The following is a 23,444-nucleotide window of genomic DNA, read 5'->3' as shown; positions in this document are numbered from 1 at the left end:
TTCAAGCACGAAATTGCCGGATCCTCCCAAATTTTTCGTGAGACACGACCTAAACATCCGGGAGCCTACGGGAAACGTCGGCACCTAAGACTTAAGTATAGTCGGTCATTGTCGAAAATCGGGGCCGCGCAACTCCAGCATGAAGCCCTTGCCGCGCACGGTCGTCAGCGCCGGGCCGCCGTAGCGGACGAAGTCGGCCATCTTCGAGCGCAGGTAGCCGATATAGACGTCGACCACATTGAGCGAGAGGCCGCCCTGGCTCGCCCAGAGCCGGTCGAAGATGTCGGCCCGGGAGACCGGCTTGCCGATGCTCTCCATCAGCATGGCGAGCAGGTCGGCCTCGCGGGGGGTGAGGCGGGCGCTGGCCTCGCCGCAGCTCGCCTGACGGGTATCGAGGTCGAGGCTCAGCCGGCCCGCCGTGATCCGCGAGCGCGGCGCCTCGGCCTGCTCGCGCCGCATCAGGTGGGTGCGCAGGCGCGCCACGAGCTCGTCGAACTCGAAGGGCTTCACGATGTAGTCGTCCGCCCCGAGCGCCAGACCCTCGGCGCGATCGCGGATCTCGTCGCGGGCCGACAGGAACAGGATGGCGCCGGGGAATCCGCCTTCGCGCAGGGACCGGCAGACATCGTGGCCAGACCCGTCCGGCAGGTTGATGTCGAGGAGCACGGCGCCGGGGGCGGGATCATGTGCGGCCTTCAGGGCCTCGTCGACGCAGGCCGCCGTGCCGACCTCGAACCCCTCCGCCTCCAGGCCGCGGGCCAGCAGGCCGCGGATGTCGACATCGTCCTCGACGATCAGGATCCGCGTCATGCGGCCGGCTCCCTCACCTGTGCGGCGCCGGCCGTGTCCCCGACCGTGCCCACCTCCCATGCCGGATCGAGCGCCGGGATGTCCAGGCTCACGCGGGCGCCGCGCCCGTCCGGACCCACGCCGAGGCGGATGGTGCCGCCATGCTGCTCGACGATCCAGCGCGCCAGGGCGAGGCCGATGCCGAAGCCGGTCTCGTCGGGTCCCGCGCCGGCGCCCCGCTTGAAGCGCTCGAACAGCTCGGCCTCGGAGGCGTCGAAGCCCGGCCCGTCATCCGTGATGGTGATCCGGCCCGCGGGCCCGGGCGCCGCCGTCAGCGCGACCTCGACCCGGGTGAGACCGGCGGCGTGGCGCAGGGCATTATCCACGAGGCTCTCGACGGTCTGCCGGATCCATTCACGATCGGCGACGCATTCGACATCCTGATTGCCCGGATCGAGGGTGAGGGTGACCCGGCGGCGGGCCGCCTCCGAAGCCATGTTGTCCACCGCCTCCGACAGGACGAGGGCCAATCCGAGCGGGCGCTTGTCGAACGCGATCTCGCCGGTCTCGGACCGGGCGACGCGGAGCAGGTCCTCGACTCGCAGCTTCAGCCGCTGCGCCCGCTTCTTGATCGTCGCGAAGACCGGTCCCGGATCGCCGCCGCGGGAGGCGCCGCGCAGGGCGAGGTCGCACTCGCCCAGGATCACGGTGAGCGGCGTGCGCAGCTCGTGGCTGACATCGGCGAAGAAGCGGCGCCGCGACTGATCCACGGATTCGAGCCGCGCGTTGGCGGCCCGGAGATCCGCCGTCCGGGCCGCGACGGTGTCCTCCAGCGCCGCCCGATCGGCCGCGACCCGCGATTCCCGCCGGGCGAGGCGGGCCGCCATCCGGTTGACGTTGGTCATCAGCAGGCCGAGCTCGTCCCGGGTCGCCACGGAGAGGCGGGTATCCAGGGCGCCGTGGCCGATGGCGCTCGCGGCCCGGCGCACCTCCTCGATCCGCGCCAGGGTCGGCCGGGTGACGCCGCGATAGAGGATCGCCAGCAGAACCAGGGCCGCCGTCACCGCCGCAGCAGCGGCGAGGCGCAGGCGCTCCGAGAGGGCGCGGGCCTGCTCGGAGCCGAGCGCCATGCTGCGCCGCTCGGCCTCGATCAGGAAGGAGAGCGGCTGGCCCGTCATGGCGCCAAAACCGTTGAGCGCGCCCTTGATCGAATCCTGGCGCTTCTCGGGATCGGTCTGACGGCTGATCAGCGCGACCTGCCGGTCGAGGACGGCGCGGGCGGCCCGCAGAGCAGCCATCGGACGGGTCCGCGCAGCATACTGCATCCGATCCGCGGGGTCGTCGCTCGGCGGAAAGCTCTTCGCCAACGCCTCGTCGACGGTCCGCAGCGCGCGGTCAGCGTTGTCGCGGGCGATGGCCATCGCCTCGGGCTGGCCGTCGGGATTGCCGACGGTCTCGACAGCGGCCAGGCCGAACTGCGTCAGGCGTCCCGACAGCTCGGCGAGCAGTTCAAGTCGCCGCTGCGCTTCGAGCGTCCGGTCGACCGTCCGCTCGGCCGCTCCGATCGCTGCCAAAGCGGCCACGGCGGCGAGCATCACCACGACGGCGGTGCCGCCCAGCAGAAGCGCGAAGCGGATCTTCAGCGAGCGCATGGTCGCGCCCCTGCCGCGAAAGCTGATGTCCGTTGATCCACCCCCGCCCTCATCCTGAGGTGCGGCGCAGCCACCTCGCAGGCACTCTCCAGCCGGCCGTGCGATCCCTGGACCCCGCCTTCGAGGCCTCCGCTGCGCTCCGGCACCTCAGGATGAGGTGGTGGGTGGGAGAAGCGTGATCCGGCCATCGGTCCCGCTCAGAGATCCTTCGGCACGCTGCCCTTGGCGGCGCAGCGCCAGCGCTCGACGTGCCATTCGGGATGGGACGCCTGCCAGGTCGCCAGCGCGCTCTGGGAGTTGCGCAGGCAGACGAAGGGGCTCGACTTCTCGAACGACATCTCGATCCGGTCCTCGCGACAGGTCGAGGGCTGGGCGACGAGGCAGATCGACAGCAGCAGCAGCATGGGCGCGTTCCCGGATTGCCGGTCTCATGCGGGCCGGCTTGATCGGGAGCATAGGACGCGTTCACGCCCCTTGCCCAGACGTCCCTGGCCCGGGCGGCATCAGGCCGCGACCCAGATCTCGCCCTTCGCGATGGTGGCGAGATCGCCGGAATAGCGCCGCAGGGGCTTGGCCAGCAGGTCGGCGTGCTCCGGGCTGAGGCCGCGCAGGGCCTTGGCCAGGAGCCGCAGGAACACGAGATCGTGCGCGCCGGTCTCCACGAAGGTCTCGGCCATCCGACCGTGGGCGCCAAGCAGAAGCGTCCCGCGGCGCATGCCGAGACCCGGATGGTCGCCGACCGACAGGGCCGCCAGGGTACCGGCGATCATGCGCGAACCCGCCAGGGCACCCGCCCGCCCCGCCAGGATCGTCCCGCGCCGCATCCGGTCGCCGAGATGGACGCCTGCGGTACCGCGGATGATCAGCGTCGCCCCGTCGAGCCCCACCTTGGCGGCGTAGACCGCACCGCCGGCATGGTCGCCGGCATCGCCCGCGATGGTGATCGTGCCGCCGGTGGCGCCGGAGGCCGCATAGGGGCCGGCATTGCCGGTGACCGTCAGGCTGCCGCCCGCCATGCCGGCGCCGACGCGCTGGCCGACATCGCCGGTCACCCGGATCGTGCCCTCCGACAGGGAGGCCCCGACCCGATCCAGGCGCTCGTGGCCGCCCTCGATGGTGAGGGTGTCGGACTTATCGAGGGCCACGGAGAAGCAGTCGCCGAGGCGCACGCCCGTCCGGGTCGTGCCGACCTCCAGGCGCTCGGCCTCGCCCTGGGACAGGCGGCTCAGCGCCAGGGGGTTGATGTTGAGGAAATCCAAGCGCTCGGGCGGCGCTTCGCGCAGGGTGAGGGTGCTCACGGCTCAGCCCTCCGGCTTGGCGTCGTCGCGCGCGATCAGATCGCGCAGGTGGTAGTGGTGGCGGCCGAGATTGCCGCCGTAATTGCCCGCCGTCACGGCAATCAGCCCGTGCTTGCCGCCGATCTCGGTGGCGGCGTGCAGGCCGGCGCGCATCGAGTCGGACACGCCCTGCGAGGTGAGGGCGTCGATCACGATCTCCAGCACCACGCCGCATTCCGCTGGCAGCGCCGAGCCGGCACGGCCCTTGAGGGTCGGGCAGTAGGCGTCGTTGGTCGAGGCCATCATGCCCTTGGTCCGCCCACCGACCTTCGAGCCGGAGCGCACGATGCCGCCCGGGAAGGGCAGGATCGCGCCCGGCACCGCCTTGGCGGCCTCCACCGCCACCTCGGCGACCTTCAGCGTCTCGGCATGGGTGCGCCCGAGGAACAGCAGGTTGCCGCCGCCGACCGCGCCATCGACGGCCCGGACCGAATCCTCGCAGAGGAACTCGCCGTCCATGACCGGGATGCGCCAGTAGCGCCGCTCCTTGCCGGCGGCGTCGGACAGGCGCTTGGCCACCGCGAACCCGTCGCCGAAATAGCGGATCGCGCCGCCGAGCTTGATCTTGGTCGGCCCCTCGACACCCGCGTAGCAGGCCGTGCCCGGGCAGGTGAGGATGCACTGGCCGACCCGCTTGATCAGCTGGTCCTTGAGCCCGTTCGGCTCGAAGCCGAACAGCAGGATGCGCACGCCCGGCCGCCCATCCGGAGTCTCATCCGGCGACAGCTCGGCGTCGATCCCGGCCTCGGCGCCGCAGCCGATCACCGAGGTGGCGAAGCCCGTCATCGTGGTGGCGGCGATCATCGCCCATTTGGCGGTGTCGTTCGTGACGACGATGGCCGTGCCGGCCACGTCGAACGCCTCCGCGAAGGTGTCGATCACCCGGATGCCGTTGAGGGAGAGGTCAGACATTGTTTTGGGACTTCCGCGACGGCCTTATCCCTCCCCCCTCTGCGGGGGAGGGTGGCCCCCGAAGGGGGTCGGGAGAGGGGAACCCGGCTTCCGAGAAGGGTACGGCCTTCACATCGGGCGAGATCCTGGTTGAAGCGGCGCTCCCCTCTCCCCCCCTGCTTCGCAGGGTACCCTCCCCCGCAGAGGGGGGAGGGAGGGCGGCGTGAGTCATACCCGACATGGCACCGCCTCGAAATTCTCCGGGCCCTCGCCGAACGCGGCGTCGGGCACCGCGAAGCTGTCCAGGCCTTCGCCGAACCGTTCCGTGAGATAGGTGTCGGCACGCTTCGCCATGGCCTTGTCGGCCTCGACGGTGAGCGAGAGGGTGCGCCCGGAGCGCCACTCCACCACCTCGCCATCCTCGACGATCGGCACGCCGTCCTTGAGGACGAGCTTGGCCGCGTTGAACATCGCGGTGCGGTTGGCGTCGTCCCGGTAGACTGCGACATCCGCCCGGGCTCCGGCCCGCAGATGGCCGCGGTCCGACAGCCCCAGGAGCTTGGCCGGCCCGGATCGGGTGAGCTGCGCGATCTCGGAAAGCGTGTATTCCCGCTCCAGTCCCGGCAGGCTCGACCGCTCGCCCACGATCTTGGGCAGCGTCGCGATCTCGCGGTCGCGCTCGGACTTGTCCATCAGCAGGTGGATGATGCGCGGGTACTGGGTGAACGGGCCGCCGTTCGGATGGTCCGTCGTCAGGATCGTCCGCTCAGGGTCCGTGGAGAGCAGCATGATCTCCAGGCCGATCGCCCATTGCAGCGAGCTGGTCAGGCCTTTTGGCCGGTACAGGAACGGGACCACGCCGCCGCCTTCGGCATCGCCCGCGTTCAGCACCCACTTCTTCGGGTTGGCGCCCTTCCGCCCCGCGAATTGGCGCAGGATATCCAGGGACACCGTGACCGTCTGGCCGAACACCACCTGGCCGATATCGAGAGTCGCGTTCGGATTGTCGGTGATGGCCTGCGCGATCCGCTCGGCGGCCGAGCGGAAGCCGCCGGTGCCGGGGTTGGCCGGATCGACCGCGCCGTAGGCGTAGAACTGCGCGTGCGCGAAGTGGATGCGCCGGCCTTCCGCCGCGTCGAGCGTGGCCATGAAGCTGTCGTCGGCGCCCGGCAGGCCCAGATTGTTGCAGTGGACGTGCAGCGGATGCGGCACGCCGATCTCCTCGACCGCGTCGAGGAGCGAACCCATGATCTGCCGCGTCGAGAGACCGTAGCAGGGGATCTCGTCGTCGAGCGACAGGCGAAGCGCCCCGTCCTTGAAGGCGGAGGCACCGCCCGCGTTGATGCACTTCACGCCCAGCCCGCGCGACTGCGCCACCGACAGGCTGACGAGGTCGCGCACGGCGTTGCCGCCCTGGCGCTCGCGCAGCAGCTGCAGCAGCTGGTCGTCGTTGCCCATCACGGTGAGCGCGCCGCGGTCGAGCAGCGGGATGTCGGCGAGTTCGAGCTGCGTGGCGAGCGCATGGGTCGGCGGCATCGCGGGCTCGACCGCGGTGGTGTAGCCCATCCGCGCGTAGGTCGAGCCGATCCAGGCCGCGGCCCCGCCGGCATGCGCAAACGGATGGCCCTCGGGCGCCGCCTCGCTCACGTAGAGATCGGGCAGGAGCAGGCGCGAGGTGATCACGTTGCCGCCCGCGATGTGCGAATGCACCTCGACGCCGCCGGCCATCACCACGCAGCCCGCCGCATCGATGACGGCGTCGGCCTCGCGGCCCGGCGGATCGATGATCTGGCCGTCCTCGATCCAGACATCCCCGACGGAATCGCGGGACGCGGTCGGATCGACGACGCGCCCGCCCCGAATCACGCTCAGCATGCGGGTTCACTCCTCGACGCGGTCTGGCCGGAGATCAGGCGCTCCTTCAAAGCGCCGAGGATCGACGCGGCCGACGGCAGATCCGTGGGCGCCGAGGCCGGCCAGTAGGTCAGCGCGGCACGCGGCTCGTTCCAAAGGACGCCACCGTGGTCGCGGCCGGGCAGGCCGACCGCGATGACGATCTCGCCGGCCTTCGCCTCGCCATCCGCGACCAGCGCCACGGAGGGGATTGCGGACAGCCAGTCCGGGCGCGCCACCGGCACGGAGGCGAGCCAGAGCACCGCGTCGGCCTCGCCGGCGGCGACCTGCCGGGCGGCATCGAAGCGCCAGGGGTCATGCTCGGGCACGCGCCGGCCGAAGCCGCTGCGCGGCGCCTGACCGGTCATCCAGGCCGAGACCGGCACCACGGCCCGATCCTGCCCAATGCCGCCGGTGGCGAGGGTGAAGCAGCGGGTCGTCTCGCTCAGCTCCATGGCGAGGCCCTGGAGCATCTCGATGCCGGCCTCGCCGAGCTCGGCGGGGTCGTAGAGCAGGACGCCGTATTGTGCGGAGGCGAGCCGGGCGGCGATCTGCCCGGGCAGCGCGTCGCCGGCGAGATGGCCGCGGGCATAGGCGCGCAGCACGCCGACGGCCTCGGTGAGGCCGCCCTCGGCCGGCCACGCCAACGACGCGGAGGCGTTGGCCCCGACCGCCAGCACGGCGCGGTCGGACCCGGCGGCACGGCCGCGGGTCGGCTTCGTATCGATCAGGCGCTTCATCAGCGGCGCCTGCCAGGGGGCGGCGCCCACCACCAGCACCGCATCGGCGCGCCCGACGGCCTCGGCGGGCGTCGACGTCAGGGCGCCGACCCGGCTTAGCGCCCCCAATTCGGCATAGGTGCCGGCCGAACCGGCGGTGTCGACGGAGGCGCCGATGCGCCCCGCGAGATCGTAGGCGGCGCGAATCGCGGCCACGTCGGCGCTGAGGCCGGCGATCACCGGCGCGCGCGCTTTGGCGAGCAGGGATGCGGCCGCCTCGATGGCGGTGCCCGCGTCCGTCGCGCCACCCTTCACCCAGGCTGCCATGCTCCCTCTCGCGCCGTTCTTGTCTTGGATTCGGAGCGGGCGACGGCCGTAAGACCGGACGAAGCGAGCCACCCCGAAACAGGGCTCCCGCAGCGTCGGAATGGCACGCCCACCCGTCAAGTTCCGGGCAGACGGCAAACTCGGCACGCCGTCGCAGGGCCTAGGTTTGCATTCATCGACCCGTCGCGGCAAGGGGGGGGCGGCGGGATTGCGGGACTGGAAACAGGTAGCAGGCGGTCCGTTCGCCGGTTCTGGCGGCTCCCATCTAGCGCAGCTTCCGGTCCGCGCCGGGTCGCCGATCGCCGTTCATCGAAGCGGCCTGGGCCAGGAAAAGATGTTGTTCATCGCCCTTCGCCGGGTCGCTTCCGGGCCAGTCGGGCGCATGGTCGGGCGTATGCGGGAGCCGGTCGGGGACACGCATGCGGACGGCCCGCGCGAGCCGCGCGACACGACCGCAGCTCCGGCCCATCCGGGCGCGACGAACCCGAACTCGGTCCGCGCCGTTGCCCCAGTCCCGGCACGCGTGTGACAAGCGCGCCGGGCAGGCGAGATTCGAGGATTTTTTGGTGGCTGAGGTCCCCGGGCGGAACGAAGCAGCTGCGGAGCTCTCCGTGCGGGTCGAGGCACCCGCGCGGCTGCATTTCGGCTTCCTGGACCTGCACGGCGGCCTCGGCCGGCGCTTCGGCAGCATCGGCCTCGCCATCGACGAGCCCTCCCTGGCGCTCACGGTGCGGCGCTCGGCGCACCTCACGGTCGCAGGCCCCGAAGCCGAGCGCGTGCGCGGCTACGCCGAGGCCGCCGCCGCCCATCTCGGGCGCGACACGGGCGTGGCGATCACGGTCGAGCGGGCCATCCCCGCTCACGCCGGCTTCGGCTCCGGCACCCAGCTCGGGCTCGCAGTGGCGGCCGCGATGGCCCGCCTGAACGGAACACCCTTCGCCGCCGCGGCCTTCGCCGCCACGCTCGATCGCGGCAACCGGTCCGGCGTCGGCCTGTGCGCCTTCACCGAGGGCGGTCTGATCGTCGATGGCGGGCGTGGACCCGATGGCGGGCCGCCGCCGGTCATCGCGCGCCTGCCCTATCCCGACCCTTGGCGCATCGTCCTGATCATCGACCCCGAGCGGGACGGGGTCCACGGCGTACCGGAAGTAGAGGCGTTCCGCGACCTGCCACGCTTTCCTGAAGCGCAGGCTGCCGAGATCTGCCGAATCACGCTGATGCAGGTCCTGCCGGCCGCCGCCCTTGCGGAGCCGCAGGCTTTTGGCGCCGGAATCACCCGGATCCAGGACCTGATCGGCGATCATTTCGCCCCTCACCAGGGCGGCCGCTACGCCAGCACGGCGGTGGCGCAGGTGCTGGCGAGCGTCGCCGCACAGGGCGTGCCGGGCTACGGGCAATCCTCCTGGGGACCGACGGGATTCGTGCTGATGCCCTCGGAGGCCGACGCCCGCGCCCTGGTGGCCGGTCTCGACCGCGGCGGCCCGCTCCGGTTCGTCATCGCCCGCGGCCGAAACGCTGGCGCTTCGGTAACCGGTCCGACCTGAGGCACCCGTCCCGGGCTTGACCCGGAACCCCGCTCCGGGTTTGGACGATGGTGAGGTGCACCGGTTACGCGCCGCTTGGGGAAGCCATGGCCCGCTCGATCCTGCATATGCTCACGCCCCTCCGGCACATGAGCCCGTTCGATGTGAACATGGCCGTCGATGCCGGGTTCGAGACGGTGGTGACCTACACGGAGGTCAGCCTCGCCGATGTAGTGTCGCTCACCCAGGATTCGATCTTCTCGCGGTCCCCGGCGGATGGGACGCGGACCGGCATCTTCATCGGCGGCAAGAACGCCGAGGATGCCCTCGACATGGTCGACCGGGCCAAGAAGGCCTTCGTGCCGCCCTTCGTGAACCACGTCTTCGCCGACCCGGCGGGCTCGTTCACCACCGGCGCCGCGATGGTGGCGCAGGTCTCCCGGGCGCTGCGGCAGACGTTCAACACCGACCTTCAGGGCAAGCGCATCGTGATCTTCGGCGGCGCCGGCGTCGTCGCCTACGTGGCGGCGGTGATCGGCGCGCTGCAGGGCGCCACCACCGTTCTGGTCGGCCATGACGGCGAGGAGCGCGTCTCGAAAATCGCCTTCACGATGAAGTGGCGCTTCGGCATCGAGGTCGGTGCCGTCGACGGGACGACGCCCGAGGATCGCCGCGTCGCGATCCGGGACGCCGACGTGATCCTCTCGGCCGGCCCGGCCGGCATCCCGATCCTGACGGCCGAGGATCTGCAATCGGCGCCGAAGCTCCTCGTGGCCTCGGACGTCAACGCCGTGCCGCCCGCCGGCATCGCGGGGATCGACGTGAACGCCGTGGACGTGCCCTTGCCCACCGGCAAGGGTGTCGGCATCGGCGCGCTGGCTGTGGGGAATGTGAAGTACCAGACGCAGCGCCGCCTGTTCGACCGGATGCTGGCCTCCGACACGCCGCTCTGCCTCGATTTCCGCGACGCCTACACCCTCGCGGTCGAGATCGCGGGCTAGGGTCGACCCGGCCCGGATGGCCGACGCGATCCTGATCGCCACCCAGGCCGGGCGTGCCCTGGCGCAGGCGGCGCGCCGCGCCGGCCTGCGGCCCTACGTGGCCGACCTGTTCGGGGATTCGGATACCCTGGCCGCCGCCGAGGCCTATCGTCCGTTGCCGGGCCGCTTCGGCACGGCGCCCTGCGCCGCCGAGACGCTGGCCGCCCTCGACGACCTCGCGGGGGCGGCCGGGCACCCGCTCGGCCTCGTCCTGGGCAGCGGCTTCGAGGACGCGCCGGGCCTCGTGGCGGAATTCGCTCGCCGACACCGGCTGCTCGGCGCCACCGCGGAGACCATCGTAAGCCTCAAAGATCCGGTTGCCTTCGCGGCCCTCTGCGCGCGCCATGACGTGCCGCATCCCGCAATCGCGCTGGATCCGCCGGCCGAACCATCGCGATGGCTGCTCAAGCGAACCGGCGGAAGCGGCGGCGGCCATATCCGCGCGGCGACGCGGTCATCCGCGCCACCGGGCCATTATTTTCAGGCGCGCGTCCCCGGCCGGGCCCATGCCCTGAACGTCCTTGCCGACGGCCGCGCCATCCGGATCCTGGCCGCGACCGAGCAATGGTGCGCGCCGACCCCGATCCGGCCCTACCGCTATGCCGGGGCGGTGACCCGCGGCGCCGCCGAGCCGCCGGCTCTGCCCGAACGCCTCGTTGCGGCGATCGCGGACGCGACCGCCCGCATCGTGGCGGCGACCGGGCTGAGGGGGCTCGCCAGCGCCGACATCCTGGTCGACGGCGCCGACTGGTGGCTGATGGAGATCAATCCCCGCCCCGGCGCGACGCTCGATCTCCTCGACCGGCGCCCGGTACCGTTGCTGGGAGCCCATATCGGTGCCTGCCTCGGCGCGATGCCCGAACTCGGCGCCCCGCCGGTGGGTGCGGCGGCGGCGCAGATCTGTTACGCCGACCGGGAGCTTGCGCCTGTGCCGGACCATGATTGGCCGGACTGCGTGCGTGACCGACCGCGCCCCGGCTCGGTGGTCCGCCGCGACGCGCCGCTCTGCACGGTGCTGGCCGAAGGCGCGGACCGGGCGGAGGCGCTCGACCTGTTGGAATCGCGAACGGCCTGCCTGCGGGCGGCCCTCGCAGCGCAGAAAACATAAGTTCGAGGAAGCCCCGTGATGAGTGCCAGTCCGTCCTACCCCAGCATCAACGCGCTCTCGGGCCCGCTGGTCGAGCGCCTCGTGGCCGACGCCGCGACCCTGCGGCTCTCCGTGTCGCAGGCGGCGGGCGGTGCCCGGATGGTCGATGCCGGGGCGCAGGCGCGGGGATCGATCGAGGCCGGGCGGCGCATCGCCGAGATCTGCCTCGGCGGCCTCGGCACCGTCACCATCGCGCCGAGCGGGCCGATCGCGTCCTGGCCCTATTCGGTGACGGTGCATGCCGCCGATCCGGTGCTCGCCTGCCTCGGCAGCCAGTATGCGGGCTGGAGCCTCGCCGACGAGACCGGCGATTCCGGCTTCTTCGCCCTCGGCTCGGGCCCGGGCCGGGCGGTGGCGGTGGTCGAGGACCTGTACCAGGAACTCGGCTACCGCGATTCGGCGACCAGCACCGCCCTTGTGCTCGAGGCCGCCGGCGGGCCGCCCGACAGCGTCGTCACCAAGGTCGCCGAGGCCACCGGCCTGCGGCCCGAGGACCTGACCTTCATCTTCGCGCCGACCCAGAGCCTCGCCGGCTCGACGCAAGTGGTGGCCCGCGTGCTGGAGGTCGCCCTGCACAAGGCCCACACGGTGGGCTTCGACCTGCACGCCATCGTGGACGGGATCGGCTCGGCCCCGCTGTCGCCGCCCCATCCCGACTTCATCAAGGCGATGGGCCGAACCAACGACGCGATCATCTACGGCGGCCGGGTCCAGCTCTTCGTGGATGCCGACGATGCGGATGCCAAGCAACTCGCCGAGCAGTTGCCCTCGACCACGTCGAGCGATCACGGCGCGCCCTTCGCCGAGATCTTTTCCCGGGTGAACGGCGACTTCTACAAGATCGACGGCGCGCTGTTCTCTCCGGCCGAGGCGATCGTCACGTCCGTGCGCTCGGGCGCCACCTACCGCGGCGGCCGCCTGGAGCCGTCGCTGGTGGAGGCGTCCTTCGCCTGAGGGCCTCTTTCCGAGGTCGAACCTTTCGGCAAGAGGGCGCCATTCCCTCCCCCTTGCGGGGAGGGGCCAGGGGTGGGGGTGGTGCAGACGGCACCGCTTCACCCCATCCTGCGCCACCTTCGACTCCTCCCCGCAAGGGGGAGGAGAGAATGCCGCCGCCATCGGTGTGCGAACCCGGGACGCGCAGGATTCCGCGCTGCCCCGGCGGACAACCACTTCCCGAGGCCGCCGTACGGGCGAGCCCTTCCAAACTACTGGGCACCCATGCGCATCGGGCTCGCGGCCGATAACGGCAACTGGCACAAGAACCGCCTGCTGACGGCCCTCCAGGCTCAGGGCTTCGAGCCGGTGCTGTTCTCGCTCGCCGACGTCGCCGTGGTGACCGGCGGCGGCGAGCCCCTGCGTGTACCCGGCTTTCCCGATGCCCTTCCGGACGGCGTCCTGATGCGCACGATTGCGGGCGGCACCTTCGAAGCCACCACGATGCGGCTCGGCGTGCTGCACGCCCTGGTGGCGGCGGGCGTCACCGTGTGGAACAGCCCGACCGCCACCGAGCGCTCGGTCGACAAGGCCGCCACCTCGCTGCTCATCGCCCGGGCCGGCCTGCCGACCCCGGCGACCTGGGTGTTTTCCAAGCGCGAGGCCGCGGCCGACCTCGTCGCTGCAGAAGCCCGGCCCGGCGCGCCCCTCGTGCTCAAGCCGCTGTTCGGCTCGCAGGGGGAGGGGCTCGCCCTGATCGAGCGCCCGGAGGATCTGCCCGACGAGGAGTCGGTGGCCCGGGTCTACTACCTCCAGCGCTACGTGCCGCGGCGCGACGGGCTGTGGCGCGACTACCGGGTGTTCGTCTGTGACGGGCGGGCGATCGCCGGCATGATCCGCGAGGGCGACGGCTGGATCACCAACGTCCATCGGGGCGGCCGGCCGCTGCCCTGGGCCATGCCGCGCGCCGCCGCGGAACTCGCCGAAGCCGCCGCGCAGGCAATCGGCGTCGATTATTCCGGCGTCGATCTGGTCGAGGACGGGGAGGGCGGCTTCTCCATCCTGGAGGTCAATTCCATGCCGGCCTGGTCGGGACTCCAGACCGTGTGCGAGACCGATATCGCCGCCGCGGTGGTCCGCGGGTTCCTGGCCGCGGCGCGGGGCGCGAGCCGGCCACGGCTCGTCGTGGCATGAAGAGGCTCGACCCGGGACTGATCGGCACCCTGTACCGGGCCGCCTGCCTCGCTGAGCTCGACGCCCTGAAGCCCGGCAACGTCCACGCCTTTGCCCCCGGCCACCGCATGGTGGTGGCCGATTTCGTCACCAGCGCCGAGGTCTCTGCTCCGGCCCTGGCGCGGCCCGGAGCGGGCGTCGGCGCGCGGATCCGCGACGGCGTCGCGGCCACGATGGCGGCGGTGGGCCAGAACACCAATCTCGGCATCCTGCTCCTCTGCGCCCCGCTCGCCACCGCGGCCGAGCGGGGGGAGGGTGTCGCGGCGGTGCTGGACACCCTCGACCGTGCGGATGCCGCGGGGGTCTTCGCGGCGATCCGGCTGGCCAATCCCGGCGGCCTCGGCCGGGCGGACAGACACGATGTTGCCGCCGCCGCCCCCGATTCCCTCCGCGACGCGATGGCGGAGGCTGCCGACCGTGACCGCATCGCCCGCGCCTATGGGACCGGCTTCGACGACCTGACGGCGATCGGCCTCCCGGCCCTCGCGGAGGCCCGGGGGCAGGGGCTCGACCCGTCCTGGTGCACCACGGCCGTGCATCTCGCCTATCTGCGCTCCGTCCCGGACAGCCACGTCGCCCGCAAGCACGGCCGCGCCGCCGCCGAGGAACTACGCCGGGAAGTTGAGGAAGGCCTGGCGGGGCTGGACCTCGCCGCGCAGCCGGTCGCGGCGCTGCTCACCCTCGACGCGTCGCTGAAGGCGCGCGGCCTCAACCCGGGCACGAGCGCGGATTTCACCGTCGCGACCCTGTTCTGGGACGCGCTGGCGGAAGCGGGCGCCGCGCTGGCCTGAGCCGTTTAAGTTCCCGTGCTGCCGAGGGCGTAGGCTAAAAAAATTCCTTCGCGGCAGGGCCTTGCGCGGGTTGTGAGCCGCAGGGCCCCGCTGTAGGGTCCGCCGCGCTGTCCGGCCCAACCGGCTCGACCCTTCCGGCTCGGCCGGTGGTCGGGCGCCGATAACAAGGATGGCTTCCCGGCCGCGGCGCTGCCCCGGCGCGGCGGCTCTAGTTCGGAATCCAGGGAGAGACACCGAATGGCGAAGATCACCAAGGTTCAGGTCGGCGAGGCCCTCGTCGGCGACGGCAACGAGGTCGCCCACATCGACCTCATCATCGGACCGCGCGGTTCGCCCGCCGAGACGGCGTTCTGCAACGGCCTCGTGAACAACAAGCACGGCTTCACCAGCCTGCTCGCGGTCATCGCGCCGAACCTGCCCTGCAAGCCCAACACCCTGATGTTCAACAAGGTCACCATCAACGACGCCCGTCAGGCCGTCCAGATGTTCGGCCCGGCCCAGCACGGCGTTGCCAAGGCCGTTCAGGACGCGGTGGCCGAGGGCATCATCCCGGCGGACGAGGCCGACGACCTGTTCATCCTGGTCGGCGTGTTCATCCACTGGGAGGCGGCCGACGACGCCAAGATCCAGAAGTACAACTACGAGGCGACCAAGCTGTCGATCCAGCGCGCCGTCAACGGCGAGCCGAAGGCTTCGACGGTCACCGAGCAGCGCAACTCGGCGCAGCACCCCTTCGCCGCCAACGCTTAGATCGGGGACGGTCCTGGGCAGAGCGAGCCTCCGCCCGCACCGCGGGGCCTGCTCCAGCGACTGGCTTCGATCTTCTTAGGCCGATAGGTAGGCCCCGGACGGGACGGCGAAAGCCGTCCCGTTTTTCGTTTGGCCGCCGTGCCCTCGCGGGCGACCGATACGCAAGGCCGGATGGGGTCCGGATGCGCATCATCGTCCCCGCGCGCCATTCGGCGCCGGGGGCATGGCCCAAGAACAACACGCGGGACGCGGAACGCCGCGGGAACCCAGGTGTCGGCCAAAAACGCGCGGGATCCGATCCACGCGGCGCCCGCGGCATCGACCGGGCATGGTCCCTGATCGCTGCCGTCTTTCTCGTCGCGGCGTCTTCGCGACGGCCCGGTCCTGCGACGCGCCGGCAGACGGTCTCGGACGCGGTGCTGGCACCGCCGGAACCCGCAAAGCGCTTTGGCCTTCCAGCCGTTTACCCGCCTCGTAGTGGACGGGTCCGCAGGTCACGTGGGGTCGGCCCAGAAGGGGGGGCGGCGCGGGGGTCATTTCCTCCCCCCGCCGGGTTCAGCGTTGTTTCTCACGCCCCGCATCCGAGCACGCCCTGTACCGGTTCCGCCGCCCGGGGCGATGGCGGCTGAAGCCACCGACGCGGGCACCGCCCCATCCGCAGACCCGACCGGTCAGCCACCGGGCGGGCCCCCGAAGGACGCCGCCGGATCACCCCAAAGGGTCACCCCGGCAACGCCGCGGACAGGTGGCGGCTAATGAGCACAAAATAGGAATATTGTCAAGGCATGGATCGGTCGACACGCCCTCCCTCGCCCGCAAGGGCTTGAAGATTCATACTTGAAGTCCAGACACACCGGTTCAGACTCGAGCGTGCGTCCCCTCTCCCGAGCGGGAGAGGGTGAGGGAGGAGAGCTTTCAAAACGAAGCGCAATGAGCCCGCGCTTCAAGGGTGCGCTCGATCCTGGAACTTCTCGTCCCTCACCCCAACCCTCTCCCGCCCGGGAGAGGGGGTCGGTCACGCTTCGTCACGAGCGTCGATGCACAACTCAGATGTGTGCATCCCGTAGCCTGCACGGGAGAGGTCCCGCGCTCGGCCCTCAACCGAGGTCGCTGAAACCGGCGTGGGACTCGCTGGGCCGCAAAGCGGCGAGGGAGGCGCGGTCATCGTCAGCCCTGCGGACGGCGGTCTCAGTCCGCGCAATGCGACTGGCGCACGCGTCAATCGCCTCACCCGCGCCTCAGTGGCAGACGACCTGAACCGTGAAGTCTCGCGCCTTCTCGGCGATCGCCGTGCCATCCAGCGGATCGGTGGTGCGCACCGTGATCGGCGGCTCGACGCCGTTCGCCTCGAGGAAGTTCAGCGCGATCATCGACTTGATCGCGAAGTTGACGTTCTGCGGAATGTCGCCGGAGGCGAACGCCACCTGCTTCGACTGAATCACCCCGATGACATTCCCGTACTGATCCAGCGCCGGTCCGCCGCTGTTGCCTTGATGGACGGGCGCCGAGATCTGGATCTTGCGGGTATCGTCGCCGGAACCCGCCGTCGCCGTCACGTTGCCGATGGTGAAATTGCCGGTCGAGGCCAGGACGTCGCTCTGCGGGTAGCCGTAGACGTAGACGTTCTCGCCGAGCCGGGCGCGGATCGACATGGGCGGTACCACCGGTTGCGGCGTATCGGTCGTGAGCACCGCGAGATCGTTGGTGGCGTCGCTGGCGACGAAGCGCGCCTTCACGGCGGCGCGGCCCGGCTGCCGAACCATGTAGTCCGAGCAGCTCTCGATCACATGGTGGTTGGTCACGACGTGCCCGCGCTCCGAGACGTAGAACCCCGTGCCCGTGCTGACCATCCCGGCTACGAGCTTGTGCGGTACCTTCGGCCCCGGGCTCTCCTTGGCGGCGGCCGCGGTGGCGTCCTTCTGGCAGCCCATCACCGCCTCGAACGCCTCGGTCGAGCCGACCAGCGACAGCACGGCGATCTGCTTGCCCTGAAAGATCACCGCGACGCTGCCGGCATTCGACAGGTCGGCGAGGCGGAGTCTCGATCGGGACATGGGCGGCCTGGATTCGGCGGAACGGGAATCGCGTCAGCGCGTCTGGCTCACCGCCGTGGTGGCGCTGCCCGCCGACGGGGCGAACGGATCCGCCGAGGCGTTGACGACCTGTGCCCCGGTCGGACCCGCGGCCGGCTGCATCGGGCGCTGCCGGCGGCTCGCCACCCGGCGCCGCGGGGCCTGCCGAACCTCGTGGATGACGCGGACCGTCCGGCGCGGCGCGGCGTAGACGACGACCGGGCGTTCCCGCGCGGCCTGGGCGGCGATCGAACCGGCGATCACCCCGCCGAGCACGCCGCCGGCAAGACCTCCGAAGAGTGCGCCGGCACTTTGAGCCTGTACAGGCGCCGGCGCCAGGCCGAAGATCAGCACAGCACCGACCGCACCCGCGGCAACGACACTCCGTCCCCTCGTGATTCAACCCCCTCCACGGCCGGTACTGATCTCGCCGAAAGCCTCGAAAGCTTAGCGGTTCGAATCAACCTGGGCAGTGGACTTTCGTCGTTGCGCACGCGTTATTCTACGCATTTGAGGTTGTCTTATTCAGAGGATGATCAATGGAAGGTTACGGCAATCCGCGACCGCACCCATGAGGACGAGGCGATACATCGCGTCGGCCGTGCGCTCCGCCGACCGGTGGTCAAACGAAAAGGGGCCGCCTCTCGGCGACCCCCTTCCTTCGTCTCATCGGATGGCGTGGACTTAGAAGTCCATGCCGCCCATGCCGCCGCCCGGCATCGCCGGGGCAGGGCTGTCCTTCTTCGGGGCGTCGGCGACCATCGCCTCGGTGGTCACCAGCAGGCCAGCGACCGAGGCCGCGTCCTGCAGGGCAGTGCGCACCACCTTGGCCGGGTCGACGATGCCGGCCTGGATCATGTCGACGTACTCTTCGGTCTGGGCGTTGAAGCCGAAGGTCTCCGAGGAGGTGTTGTCGGTGATCTTGCCGACCACGATCGAGCCTTCCACGCCCGCGTTCTGGGCGATCTGGCGCAGCGGGGCCTCAAGGGCCTTCAGCACGATCTTGATGCCGGCCTGGACGTCCGGGATCTCGGACTTCAGCTCAGCAACGGCCTTCTTGGCGCGCAGCAGCGCGGTGCCGCCGCCGGGGACGATGCCTTCCTCGACCGCCGCGCGGGTGGCGTTGAGGGCGTCGTCGACGCGGTCCTTCTTCTCCTTGACCTCGACCTCGGTCGCGCCGCCGACGCGGATCACCGCGACGCCGCCCGCGAGCTTGGCCAGACGCTCCTGCAGCTTCTCACGGTCGTAGTCCGAGGTGGTCTCCTCGATCTGCGCCTTGATCTGGCTGATGCGGCCCTCGATGTCGGCCTTCTCGCCGACGCCGTCGATGATCGTGGTGTTCTCCTTCTCGATCCGCACGCGCTTTGCGCGGCCGAGCATGGGGAGCGTCACGTTCTCGAGCTTGATGCCGAGATCCTCGGCGATCATCTGGCCCTTGGTCAGGATCGCGATGTCCTCGAGCATCGCCTTGCGGCGGTCGCCGAAGCCCGGCGCCTTCACGGCCGCGACCTTCAGGCCGCCGCGCAGCTTGTTGACCACCAGGGTGGCGAGCGCCTCGCCCTCGATGTCCTCGGCGATGATCAGCAGCGGCTTGCCGGTCTGGACCACGGCCTCGAGCACCGGCAGCATCGCCTGGAGCGAGGAGAGCTTCTTCTCGTGGATGAGGATGTAGGGATCCTCAAGCTCGGCGACCATCTTCTCCGCGTTCGTGATGAAGTACGGGGAGAGGTAGCCGCGGTCGAACTGCATGCCCTCGACGACGTCGAGCTCGGTCTCGGCGGTCTTGGCCTCCTCGACCGTGATCACGCCCTCGTTGCCCACCTTCTGCATGGCGTGGGCGATCATCTCGCCGATCTCCTTGTCGCCGTTGGCGGAGATCGTGCCGACCTGGGCGACCTCGTCGGAGGTCGAGACCTTCTTGGCGCGCGCGATGATGTCCTTCACGGCGGCCTGGGTGGCGAGGTCGATGCCGCGCTTCAGGTCCATCGGGTTGATGCCGGCGGCGACGTACTTGGCGCCCTCGCGGACGATGGCCTGGGCCAGCACGGTCGCGGTGGTGGTGCCGTCACCCGCGATGTCGTTGGTCTTCGAGGCCACTTCGCGCACCATCTGGGCGCCCATGTTCTCGAACTTGTCGGCGAGCTCGATCTCCTTGGCGACCGTCACACCGTCCTTGGTGATGCGCGGGGCGCCGAAGCTCTTCTCGATCACGACATTGCGGCCCTTCGGGCCGAGCGTCACCTTCACCGCGTCGGCGAGGATATCGACGCCGCGCAGCATCTTATCGCGGGCGTCGGCGGAGAAACGAACGTCTTTCGCTGCCATTGTGTGCCTCTTAGCTACTGGTTGAACCCCAAGGCCTCAGGCGGCCTCAAAGGGCGGGGCGGGGTGAACCGATCAGAGGGCGACGACGCCCATGATGTCGGATTCCTTCATGATCAGGAGGTCCTGACCGTCGATCTTGACCTCGGTGCCGGACCACTTGCCGAACAGGACGCGGTCGCCGGCCTTGACGTCGAGCGCGTTGACGCGGCCCTGCTCGTCGCGGGCGCCGGGGCCGACGGCGACGATCTCGCCCTCCTGCGGCTTCTCCTTGGCGGTGTCCGGGATGATGATACCGCCCTTGGTCTTCTCTTCGCTCTCAATGCGACGGACGACCACGCGGTCGTGCAGCGGACGGAACTTCATGAGCTGCCCTCTTGCTTCAGGTCTTGAGTTGGCGTTGATGCGGCCGGCGAGACCGCTGGCGAACTCGACTGTTAGCACTCTGTCTCGGCGAGTGCCAAAGACGGCCGCGAGATAGGCGCGCGCCGGTTCCGTGTCAAGGCTGTCGCACCCCGCGCGGCGATGCTCCGCCCCTCCTTTGGATAACGCCCCGCGATGCTGAGCCTGCACGGTCCCGAAGGTCCGGTGGCGTCCGAGACCACCCGGTCGATCACCCGCGACGCCGTCTGGCTGGACCTGAACGACCCGACCTCCGAAGAGGCGGCGGCCGTGGAGGCCGCCATCGGGCTGCGCGTCCCGTCGCGGGAAGCGCTGTCGGAGGTCGAGACGTCGAGCCGGCTGCGGCGGGTGAAGGGCGGCCTGTCGCTGTCCACGCCGATGATCACCTTCGAGCGGAGTGCCTCGCAGCTGAAGCCCCTGGGCTTCCTGCTGACGAAGGATCACCTCGTCACGGTCCGGTTCCACGAGCTGCGCGCCTTCGAGTCCTCGGCCAAGCGGATCGCGGAGGGTGACGGCAGCACGAGCCCCAGCGAGGTCTTCCTCGTGATCCTGGAGGAGCTGGTCGACAGTCTCGCGGACGCCCTGGAGGACATGGGCACCGAACTCGATACGCTCTCGACCCGGATCTTCGACTTCGACGTGCGCGGCGCGGAGCGTCGGCGGCTGGAGAGTCCACCGCCCCGGCGGCGCGACCTCGCCCTGCGCCGGATCCTGCGGGGAATCAGCAATCGCGGAAAGGTGCTGGGCAAGATCCGGGCGAGCCTGCTCGGCCTGGAGCGGATCGTGCCCTTCGTGTCGGCAGCGTGCGACGCCCTCGGCCTACCCGAGGACGGGCGGTTCGACACGATCAAGCGGGATATCGAATCCCTCGACGAGTTCGAGACGCGGCTGGCCGAGAACGTGCAGTTCCTGCTCGACGCCGCGCTCGGCCTGATCAACATCGAGCAGAACAACGTCTTCCGGGTGTTGACCGTCGTGTCGGTGGTGGGCGTGCCGCCGACCCTGATCGCGTCCATGTACGGCATGAACTTCAAACACATGCCCGAGCTGGACTGGACTTACGGCTATCCCTACGCCCTGGCGCTCATCGTGCTGAGCGCGCTCGCACCGATCGTCTACTTTCGTCTTCGCGGATGGTTTTGAGCTAGAAATCTCGTATTCAGTGCATATTTACAATGTTTATGTGCAATATACTGTCAAATATAATACTAAAGCCGGAAATTGGCGTCTGCGCGGGACGGCTCCGGTCTCAAGAATTTTTGCAAATTCAGACTCTGGCGTCGATTTTAGCAATCGATTAACGCTCCCATGTCTTGTTTCGTGGCGCTCGACAGTGAGATTTTCGATGTTCAAACGGTCCTCATTCAGTGAAGCCGATGCCAAGATCGCGGCGCTTGACAGATCTTTGGCGATCATCGAGTTCTCCCTGGACGGCGCCATCCTGCATGCCAACGAAAACTTCCTCAAACTCATCAAATACTCTAAGTCTGAGCTGGTCGGCCAGCATCATCGTATCTTCATCGAGGATGCGCACGCCCGCACGGCCGAGTATGCGGAATTCTGGGCTCAGCTGAGGAAAGGCCAGTTCGTCACCGGCGAGTTTCTCCGCCTCGACAAGGACAAGAATCCAGTCTGGCTCGAAGCCACCTACAATCCGATCCTGGATGCCCAGGGAAAACCCCTGAAGGTGGTCAAGTTCGCCTCCGACATCTCGGCGAAGAAGAAGCAGATCGGCCGGCTGATGTCGATGATCGACAACATGCCGGTCGCGGTGATGACGGCGGATCCGCGGGACAATTTCCGGATCGACTACCTGAACGAGACGTCGCGCAAGACCCTCGGGCCCCTCGAACAGTATCTCCCGATCAAGGTCGACGAGATGATGAACAACTCGTTCGACGTATTCCACAAGAATCCGCACCACCAACGATCGATGCTGGCGGATGCGAGCCGCCTTCCGCACCGGACCAAGATCAAGGTCGGCCCCGAGACGCTCGACCTTCAGGTGACGGCCGTCAACGACGAGAAGGGGACCTATATCGGGCCGATGCTGACCTGGGCTGTCGTGACGGCGCAGGTCCAGATGGCCTCCGAGGTGACGCGGGTGGTCGACGCGGTCGGCTCGGCGATCCAGGAGATGCAGCAATCCGCCGAGGGGCTGACGCAATCGGCCGATGCCGCGCGCGAGCAGGCTGCCTCGGTCGCGGTGAGTTCGGAGCAGATGAACAACGCGATCCAGGAGATTTCCGGCCAGGTCGGGCGCGTCTCCGAGCGGGCGCAGCAGATCGCCACCCAGGCCGAGACCACCGACACGACGATGCGGCAACTCGCCGAGAACGCCCGGAAGGTCGACGCCGTGGTCGCGATGATCAAGTCGATCGCCGATCAGACGAACCTGCTGGCGCTGAACGCCACGATCGAGGCCGCCCGGGCGGGGGCCGCCGGCCGCGGCTTCGCGGTGGTGGCCAGCGAGGTCAAGGCGCTGGCCGAGCAGACCGCCAAGGCCACCGGCGAGATCACCCAGCAGGTCTCGGCGATCCAGAGCGCGACCGGCGATGCGGTGGGCGCCATCGAGATGATCACCGCGGCGGTCGGCGAACTCTCAAAGCTGACCCTGGCCATGGCGAGCGCCGTGGAGGAGCAGGCGGTCTCGACGCAGGAGATGTCGGGCAGCATCGGCGGGGTCTCGCAGGCGGCGAGCGCGACGGGCCAGTTCGCCGTCGCGGTCCGCGGCATCGCCGGCAGCCTGGCGGACCATTCCTCGGGCCTGTCGGAGAGCGTCAGCCGCTTCATGAAGGCGGGCTGATCCGGCGCGCCGCGGTGCTTCTCTCCTCGCCTTTGCGGGGAGGGAAGAACCACCACGCTCCTCCGCAGCACCGATGTCGGCGTTCAATCCCGGGCGAGCTGCGCCCGGCCGATCGCAAAAACCCGCCCGTCTCCGAGAAGATGGGCGGTGAACCCCTTCGCGAACAACCCGTCGATCGCCTTGTCGCGGACGTTCAGACCGCCCGCATAGGCGCCGAAGGCCGGCATCACCAGGCGCGACCCGTCGGTGACGAAGCAACGGCGGCGCACCGCCCGGCCCCGCATCGCGACCTTGCCGCAGGGATGGAGATGCCCGGCAATCTCGCCGGGTGCCTCGCCCGGACTGGGCTCGTGGCGCAGGAGAAGGCCGCCGAGCGTCAGCGCATCGGCATAGCGGCCGCCGACGCCCTCGCTGACCGCGGCGTCGTGATTCCCCGCGATCCAGACCCAGTCCCGCCCCTCCTGAAGCGCCGCCACCAGGGCGCGGTCGCCGGGCTCCATGCGCTCGGGCCCCCGCGCATCGTGAAAGGAATCGCCGAGCGCAACCACCCGGGCGGGGTCGTGCCGGACCACAGCCTCGTGCAGGCAGGCCAGCGTCTCACGGGTGTCGTAGGGCGGCAGGAACTGGCCGGACCGGGCCGCGTAGGAGGAGCCCTTCTCCAGATGGAGATCGGACACGATCAGCGTCCGGTGCTCCGGCAGCCAGAGGCCGCCGCACAGGTCGAGCACCAGGGTCTCGCCCGCGAGCATCAGGTTGGGGTGCTTGTGAGTCTTCTCGAGTCTCAGGCCGGCCGCCAAGATCGCATCCTCGTCGTCGG

21 protein-coding genes are annotated in these 23,444 nt (G+C 69.9%); 9 read left to right on the top strand and 12 right to left on the bottom strand.

From position 1 onward, the window contains the following. Nucleotides 1–105: 105 nt before the first annotated feature. The 7 genes from AAHG09_RS06090 to AAHG09_RS06060 all read right to left on the bottom strand — a co-directional run bounded on the left by AAHG09_RS06090 (nucleotide 106) and on the right by AAHG09_RS06060 (nucleotide 7,608). Nucleotides 106–810 carry a response regulator transcription factor gene (locus tag AAHG09_RS06090; protein WP_342106029.1) on the bottom strand — a complete coding sequence of 235 codons (705 nt, stop codon included), beginning with the start codon at nucleotides 808–810 and terminating at the stop codon, nucleotides 106–108. After that, nucleotides 807–2,441 carry a sensor histidine kinase gene (locus AAHG09_RS06085; protein WP_342106028.1) on the bottom strand — a complete coding sequence of 545 codons (1,635 nt, stop codon included), beginning with the start codon at nucleotides 2,439–2,441 and terminating at the stop codon, nucleotides 807–809. The genes AAHG09_RS06090 and AAHG09_RS06085 overlap by 4 nt, the downstream gene beginning before the upstream one ends. A 197-nt stretch (nucleotides 2,442–2,638) precedes the next feature. Next, on the bottom strand, nucleotides 2,639–2,845 hold the full coding sequence (locus tag AAHG09_RS06080; RefSeq protein WP_342106027.1) for a hypothetical protein: 207 nt from the start codon (nucleotides 2,843–2,845) through the stop codon (nucleotides 2,639–2,641). Nucleotides 2,846–2,944: 99 nt separating this feature from the next. Next, nucleotides 2,945–3,739 carry a formylmethanofuran dehydrogenase subunit C gene (locus tag AAHG09_RS06075; protein ID WP_342106026.1) on the bottom strand — a complete coding sequence of 265 codons (795 nt, stop codon included), beginning with the start codon at nucleotides 3,737–3,739 and terminating at the stop codon, nucleotides 2,945–2,947. 3 nt (nucleotides 3,740–3,742) lie between these two features. Then, entirely contained in the window at nucleotides 3,743–4,690 is a 948-nt protein-coding gene (gene fhcD, locus AAHG09_RS06070; protein ID WP_342106024.1) for a formylmethanofuran--tetrahydromethanopterin N-formyltransferase, read from the bottom strand. Nucleotides 4,691–4,897: 207 nt separating this feature from the next. After that, a complete protein-coding gene (locus AAHG09_RS06065; RefSeq protein ID WP_342106022.1) occupies nucleotides 4,898–6,544 on the bottom strand; it encodes a formylmethanofuran dehydrogenase subunit A in 1,647 nt (548 codons plus the stop codon). Beyond that, on the bottom strand, nucleotides 6,538–7,608 hold the full coding sequence (locus tag AAHG09_RS06060) for a formyltransferase (protein ID WP_342106021.1): 1,071 nt from the start codon (nucleotides 7,606–7,608) through the stop codon (nucleotides 6,538–6,540). Before AAHG09_RS06060 ends, AAHG09_RS06065 begins: the two co-directional genes overlap by 7 nt. 566 nt (nucleotides 7,609–8,174) lie before the next feature. Here AAHG09_RS06060 and AAHG09_RS06055 point away from each other — a divergent pair. The 7 genes from AAHG09_RS06055 to fae all read left to right on the top strand — a co-directional run bounded on the left by AAHG09_RS06055 (nucleotide 8,175) and on the right by fae (nucleotide 15,025). Beyond that, the gene (locus tag AAHG09_RS06055; RefSeq protein ID WP_342106020.1) at nucleotides 8,175–9,152 is read left to right on the top strand and encodes a beta-ribofuranosylaminobenzene 5'-phosphate synthase family protein; all 978 of its coding nucleotides are present in this window, start codon (nucleotides 8,175–8,177) and stop codon (nucleotides 9,150–9,152) included. Between the two features lie 86 nt (nucleotides 9,153–9,238). After that, nucleotides 9,239–10,132 carry an NAD(P)-dependent methylenetetrahydromethanopterin dehydrogenase gene (locus AAHG09_RS06050; RefSeq protein WP_243998221.1) on the top strand — a complete coding sequence of 298 codons (894 nt, stop codon included), beginning with the start codon at nucleotides 9,239–9,241 and terminating at the stop codon, nucleotides 10,130–10,132. A gap of 16 nt (nucleotides 10,133–10,148) precedes the next feature. Further along, nucleotides 10,149–11,279, top strand: coding sequence for an ATP-grasp domain-containing protein (locus AAHG09_RS06045; protein WP_342106019.1), 1,131 nt, complete (start codon nucleotides 10,149–10,151; stop codon nucleotides 11,277–11,279). An 18-nt stretch (nucleotides 11,280–11,297) separates the two neighbouring features. Then, nucleotides 11,298–12,272: a methenyltetrahydromethanopterin cyclohydrolase gene (mch, locus tag AAHG09_RS06040; protein WP_342106018.1), complete on the top strand. Its 975-nt coding sequence runs from the start codon at nucleotides 11,298–11,300 to the stop codon at nucleotides 12,270–12,272. A 264-nt stretch (nucleotides 12,273–12,536) separates the two neighbouring features. Next, on the top strand, nucleotides 12,537–13,445 hold the full coding sequence (locus AAHG09_RS06035) for an ATP-grasp domain-containing protein (RefSeq protein WP_342106017.1): 909 nt from the start codon (nucleotides 12,537–12,539) through the stop codon (nucleotides 13,443–13,445). After that, nucleotides 13,442–14,275 carry a triphosphoribosyl-dephospho-CoA synthase gene (locus AAHG09_RS06030; RefSeq protein ID WP_342106016.1) on the top strand — a complete coding sequence of 278 codons (834 nt, stop codon included), beginning with the start codon at nucleotides 13,442–13,444 and terminating at the stop codon, nucleotides 14,273–14,275. Before AAHG09_RS06035 ends, AAHG09_RS06030 begins: the two co-directional genes overlap by 4 nt. Nucleotides 14,276–14,512: 237 nt before the next feature. After that, the gene (fae, locus tag AAHG09_RS06025; RefSeq protein WP_091713492.1) at nucleotides 14,513–15,025 is read left to right on the top strand and encodes a 5,6,7,8-tetrahydromethanopterin hydro-lyase; all 513 of its coding nucleotides are present in this window, start codon (nucleotides 14,513–14,515) and stop codon (nucleotides 15,023–15,025) included. 1,238 nt (nucleotides 15,026–16,263) lie between these two features. Here fae and AAHG09_RS06020 read toward each other — a convergent pair. The 4 genes from AAHG09_RS06020 to groES all read right to left on the bottom strand — a co-directional run bounded on the left by AAHG09_RS06020 (nucleotide 16,264) and on the right by groES (nucleotide 19,785). Further along, the gene (locus AAHG09_RS06020; RefSeq protein WP_342106015.1) at nucleotides 16,264–17,079 is read right to left on the bottom strand and encodes a S1C family serine protease; all 816 of its coding nucleotides are present in this window, start codon (nucleotides 17,077–17,079) and stop codon (nucleotides 16,264–16,266) included. A gap of 33 nt (nucleotides 17,080–17,112) precedes the next feature. Beyond that, nucleotides 17,113–17,451, bottom strand: a complete 339-nt coding sequence (locus AAHG09_RS06015; protein ID WP_342106014.1) for a hypothetical protein — start codon at nucleotides 17,449–17,451, stop codon at nucleotides 17,113–17,115. Between the two features lie 330 nt (nucleotides 17,452–17,781). Continuing rightward, nucleotides 17,782–19,422: a chaperonin GroEL gene (gene groL, locus AAHG09_RS06010; protein ID WP_342106013.1), complete on the bottom strand. Its 1,641-nt coding sequence runs from the start codon at nucleotides 19,420–19,422 to the stop codon at nucleotides 17,782–17,784. Between the two features lie 72 nt (nucleotides 19,423–19,494). Then, nucleotides 19,495–19,785, bottom strand: a complete 291-nt coding sequence (gene groES, locus AAHG09_RS06005) for a co-chaperone GroES (protein ID WP_007567860.1) — start codon at nucleotides 19,783–19,785, stop codon at nucleotides 19,495–19,497. Between the two features lie 192 nt (nucleotides 19,786–19,977). Between groES and AAHG09_RS06000 the strand changes: the two genes are divergently transcribed. Both AAHG09_RS06000 and AAHG09_RS05995 read left to right on the top strand, forming a co-directional pair. Then, on the top strand, nucleotides 19,978–20,964 hold the full coding sequence (locus tag AAHG09_RS06000) for a CorA family divalent cation transporter (protein ID WP_342106012.1): 987 nt from the start codon (nucleotides 19,978–19,980) through the stop codon (nucleotides 20,962–20,964). 202 nt (nucleotides 20,965–21,166) lie between these two features. Continuing rightward, nucleotides 21,167–22,627, top strand: coding sequence for a methyl-accepting chemotaxis protein (locus tag AAHG09_RS05995; RefSeq protein ID WP_342106011.1), 1,461 nt, complete (start codon nucleotides 21,167–21,169; stop codon nucleotides 22,625–22,627). Nucleotides 22,628–22,710: 83 nt separating this feature from the next. On the opposite strand, the gene pdeM is transcribed toward AAHG09_RS05995, so the two are convergent. Beyond that, nucleotides 22,711–23,424, bottom strand: a complete 714-nt coding sequence (pdeM, locus tag AAHG09_RS05990; RefSeq protein WP_342106010.1) for a ligase-associated DNA damage response endonuclease PdeM — start codon at nucleotides 23,422–23,424, stop codon at nucleotides 22,711–22,713. Nucleotides 23,425–23,444: the final 20 nt, after the last annotated feature.

Source organism: Methylobacterium guangdongense (assembly GCF_038442355.1).
Taxonomy (GTDB): Bacteria; Pseudomonadota; Alphaproteobacteria; order Rhizobiales; family Beijerinckiaceae; genus Methylobacterium; species Methylobacterium guangdongense.
This window is presented reverse-complemented; position numbering and strand designations above follow the sequence as displayed.

Bases quoted from the DNA above. Each gene is read 5' to 3' on its own strand.
- AAHG09_RS06090 (WP_342106029.1), bottom strand. From the start codon at position 810: ATGACGCGGATCCTGATCGTCGAGGACGATGTCGACATCCGCGGCCTG.
- AAHG09_RS06085 (WP_342106028.1), bottom strand. From the start codon at position 2,441: ATGCGCTCGCTGAAGATCCGCTTCGCGCTTCTGCTGGGCGGCACCGCC.
- AAHG09_RS06080 (WP_342106027.1), bottom strand. From the start codon at position 2,845: ATGCTGCTGCTGCTGTCGATCTGCCTCGTCGCCCAGCCCTCGACCTGT.
- fhcD (WP_342106024.1), bottom strand. From the start codon at position 4,690: ATGTCTGACCTCTCCCTCAACGGCATCCGGGTGATCGACACCTTCGCG.
- AAHG09_RS06065 (WP_342106022.1), bottom strand. From the start codon at position 6,544: ATGCTGAGCGTGATTCGGGGCGGGCGCGTCGTCGATCCGACCGCGTCC.
- AAHG09_RS06060 (WP_342106021.1), bottom strand. From the start codon at position 7,608: ATGGCAGCCTGGGTGAAGGGTGGCGCGACGGACGCGGGCACCGCCATC.
- AAHG09_RS06050 (WP_243998221.1), top strand. From the start codon at position 9,239: ATGGCCCGCTCGATCCTGCATATGCTCACGCCCCTCCGGCACATGAGC.
- AAHG09_RS06045 (WP_342106019.1), top strand. From the start codon at position 10,149: ATGGCCGACGCGATCCTGATCGCCACCCAGGCCGGGCGTGCCCTGGCG.
- mch (WP_342106018.1), top strand. From the start codon at position 11,298: ATGAGTGCCAGTCCGTCCTACCCCAGCATCAACGCGCTCTCGGGCCCG.
- AAHG09_RS06035 (WP_342106017.1), top strand. From the start codon at position 12,537: ATGCGCATCGGGCTCGCGGCCGATAACGGCAACTGGCACAAGAACCGC.
- AAHG09_RS06030 (WP_342106016.1), top strand. From the start codon at position 13,442: ATGAAGAGGCTCGACCCGGGACTGATCGGCACCCTGTACCGGGCCGCC.
- fae (WP_091713492.1), top strand. From the start codon at position 14,513: ATGGCGAAGATCACCAAGGTTCAGGTCGGCGAGGCCCTCGTCGGCGAC.
- AAHG09_RS06020 (WP_342106015.1), bottom strand. From the start codon at position 17,079: ATGTCCCGATCGAGACTCCGCCTCGCCGACCTGTCGAATGCCGGCAGC.
- groL (WP_342106013.1), bottom strand. From the start codon at position 19,422: ATGGCAGCGAAAGACGTTCGTTTCTCCGCCGACGCCCGCGATAAGATG.
- groES (WP_007567860.1), bottom strand. From the start codon at position 19,785: ATGAAGTTCCGTCCGCTGCACGACCGCGTGGTCGTCCGTCGCATTGAG.
- AAHG09_RS06000 (WP_342106012.1), top strand. From the start codon at position 19,978: ATGCTGAGCCTGCACGGTCCCGAAGGTCCGGTGGCGTCCGAGACCACC.
- AAHG09_RS05995 (WP_342106011.1), top strand. From the start codon at position 21,167: ATGTTCAAACGGTCCTCATTCAGTGAAGCCGATGCCAAGATCGCGGCG.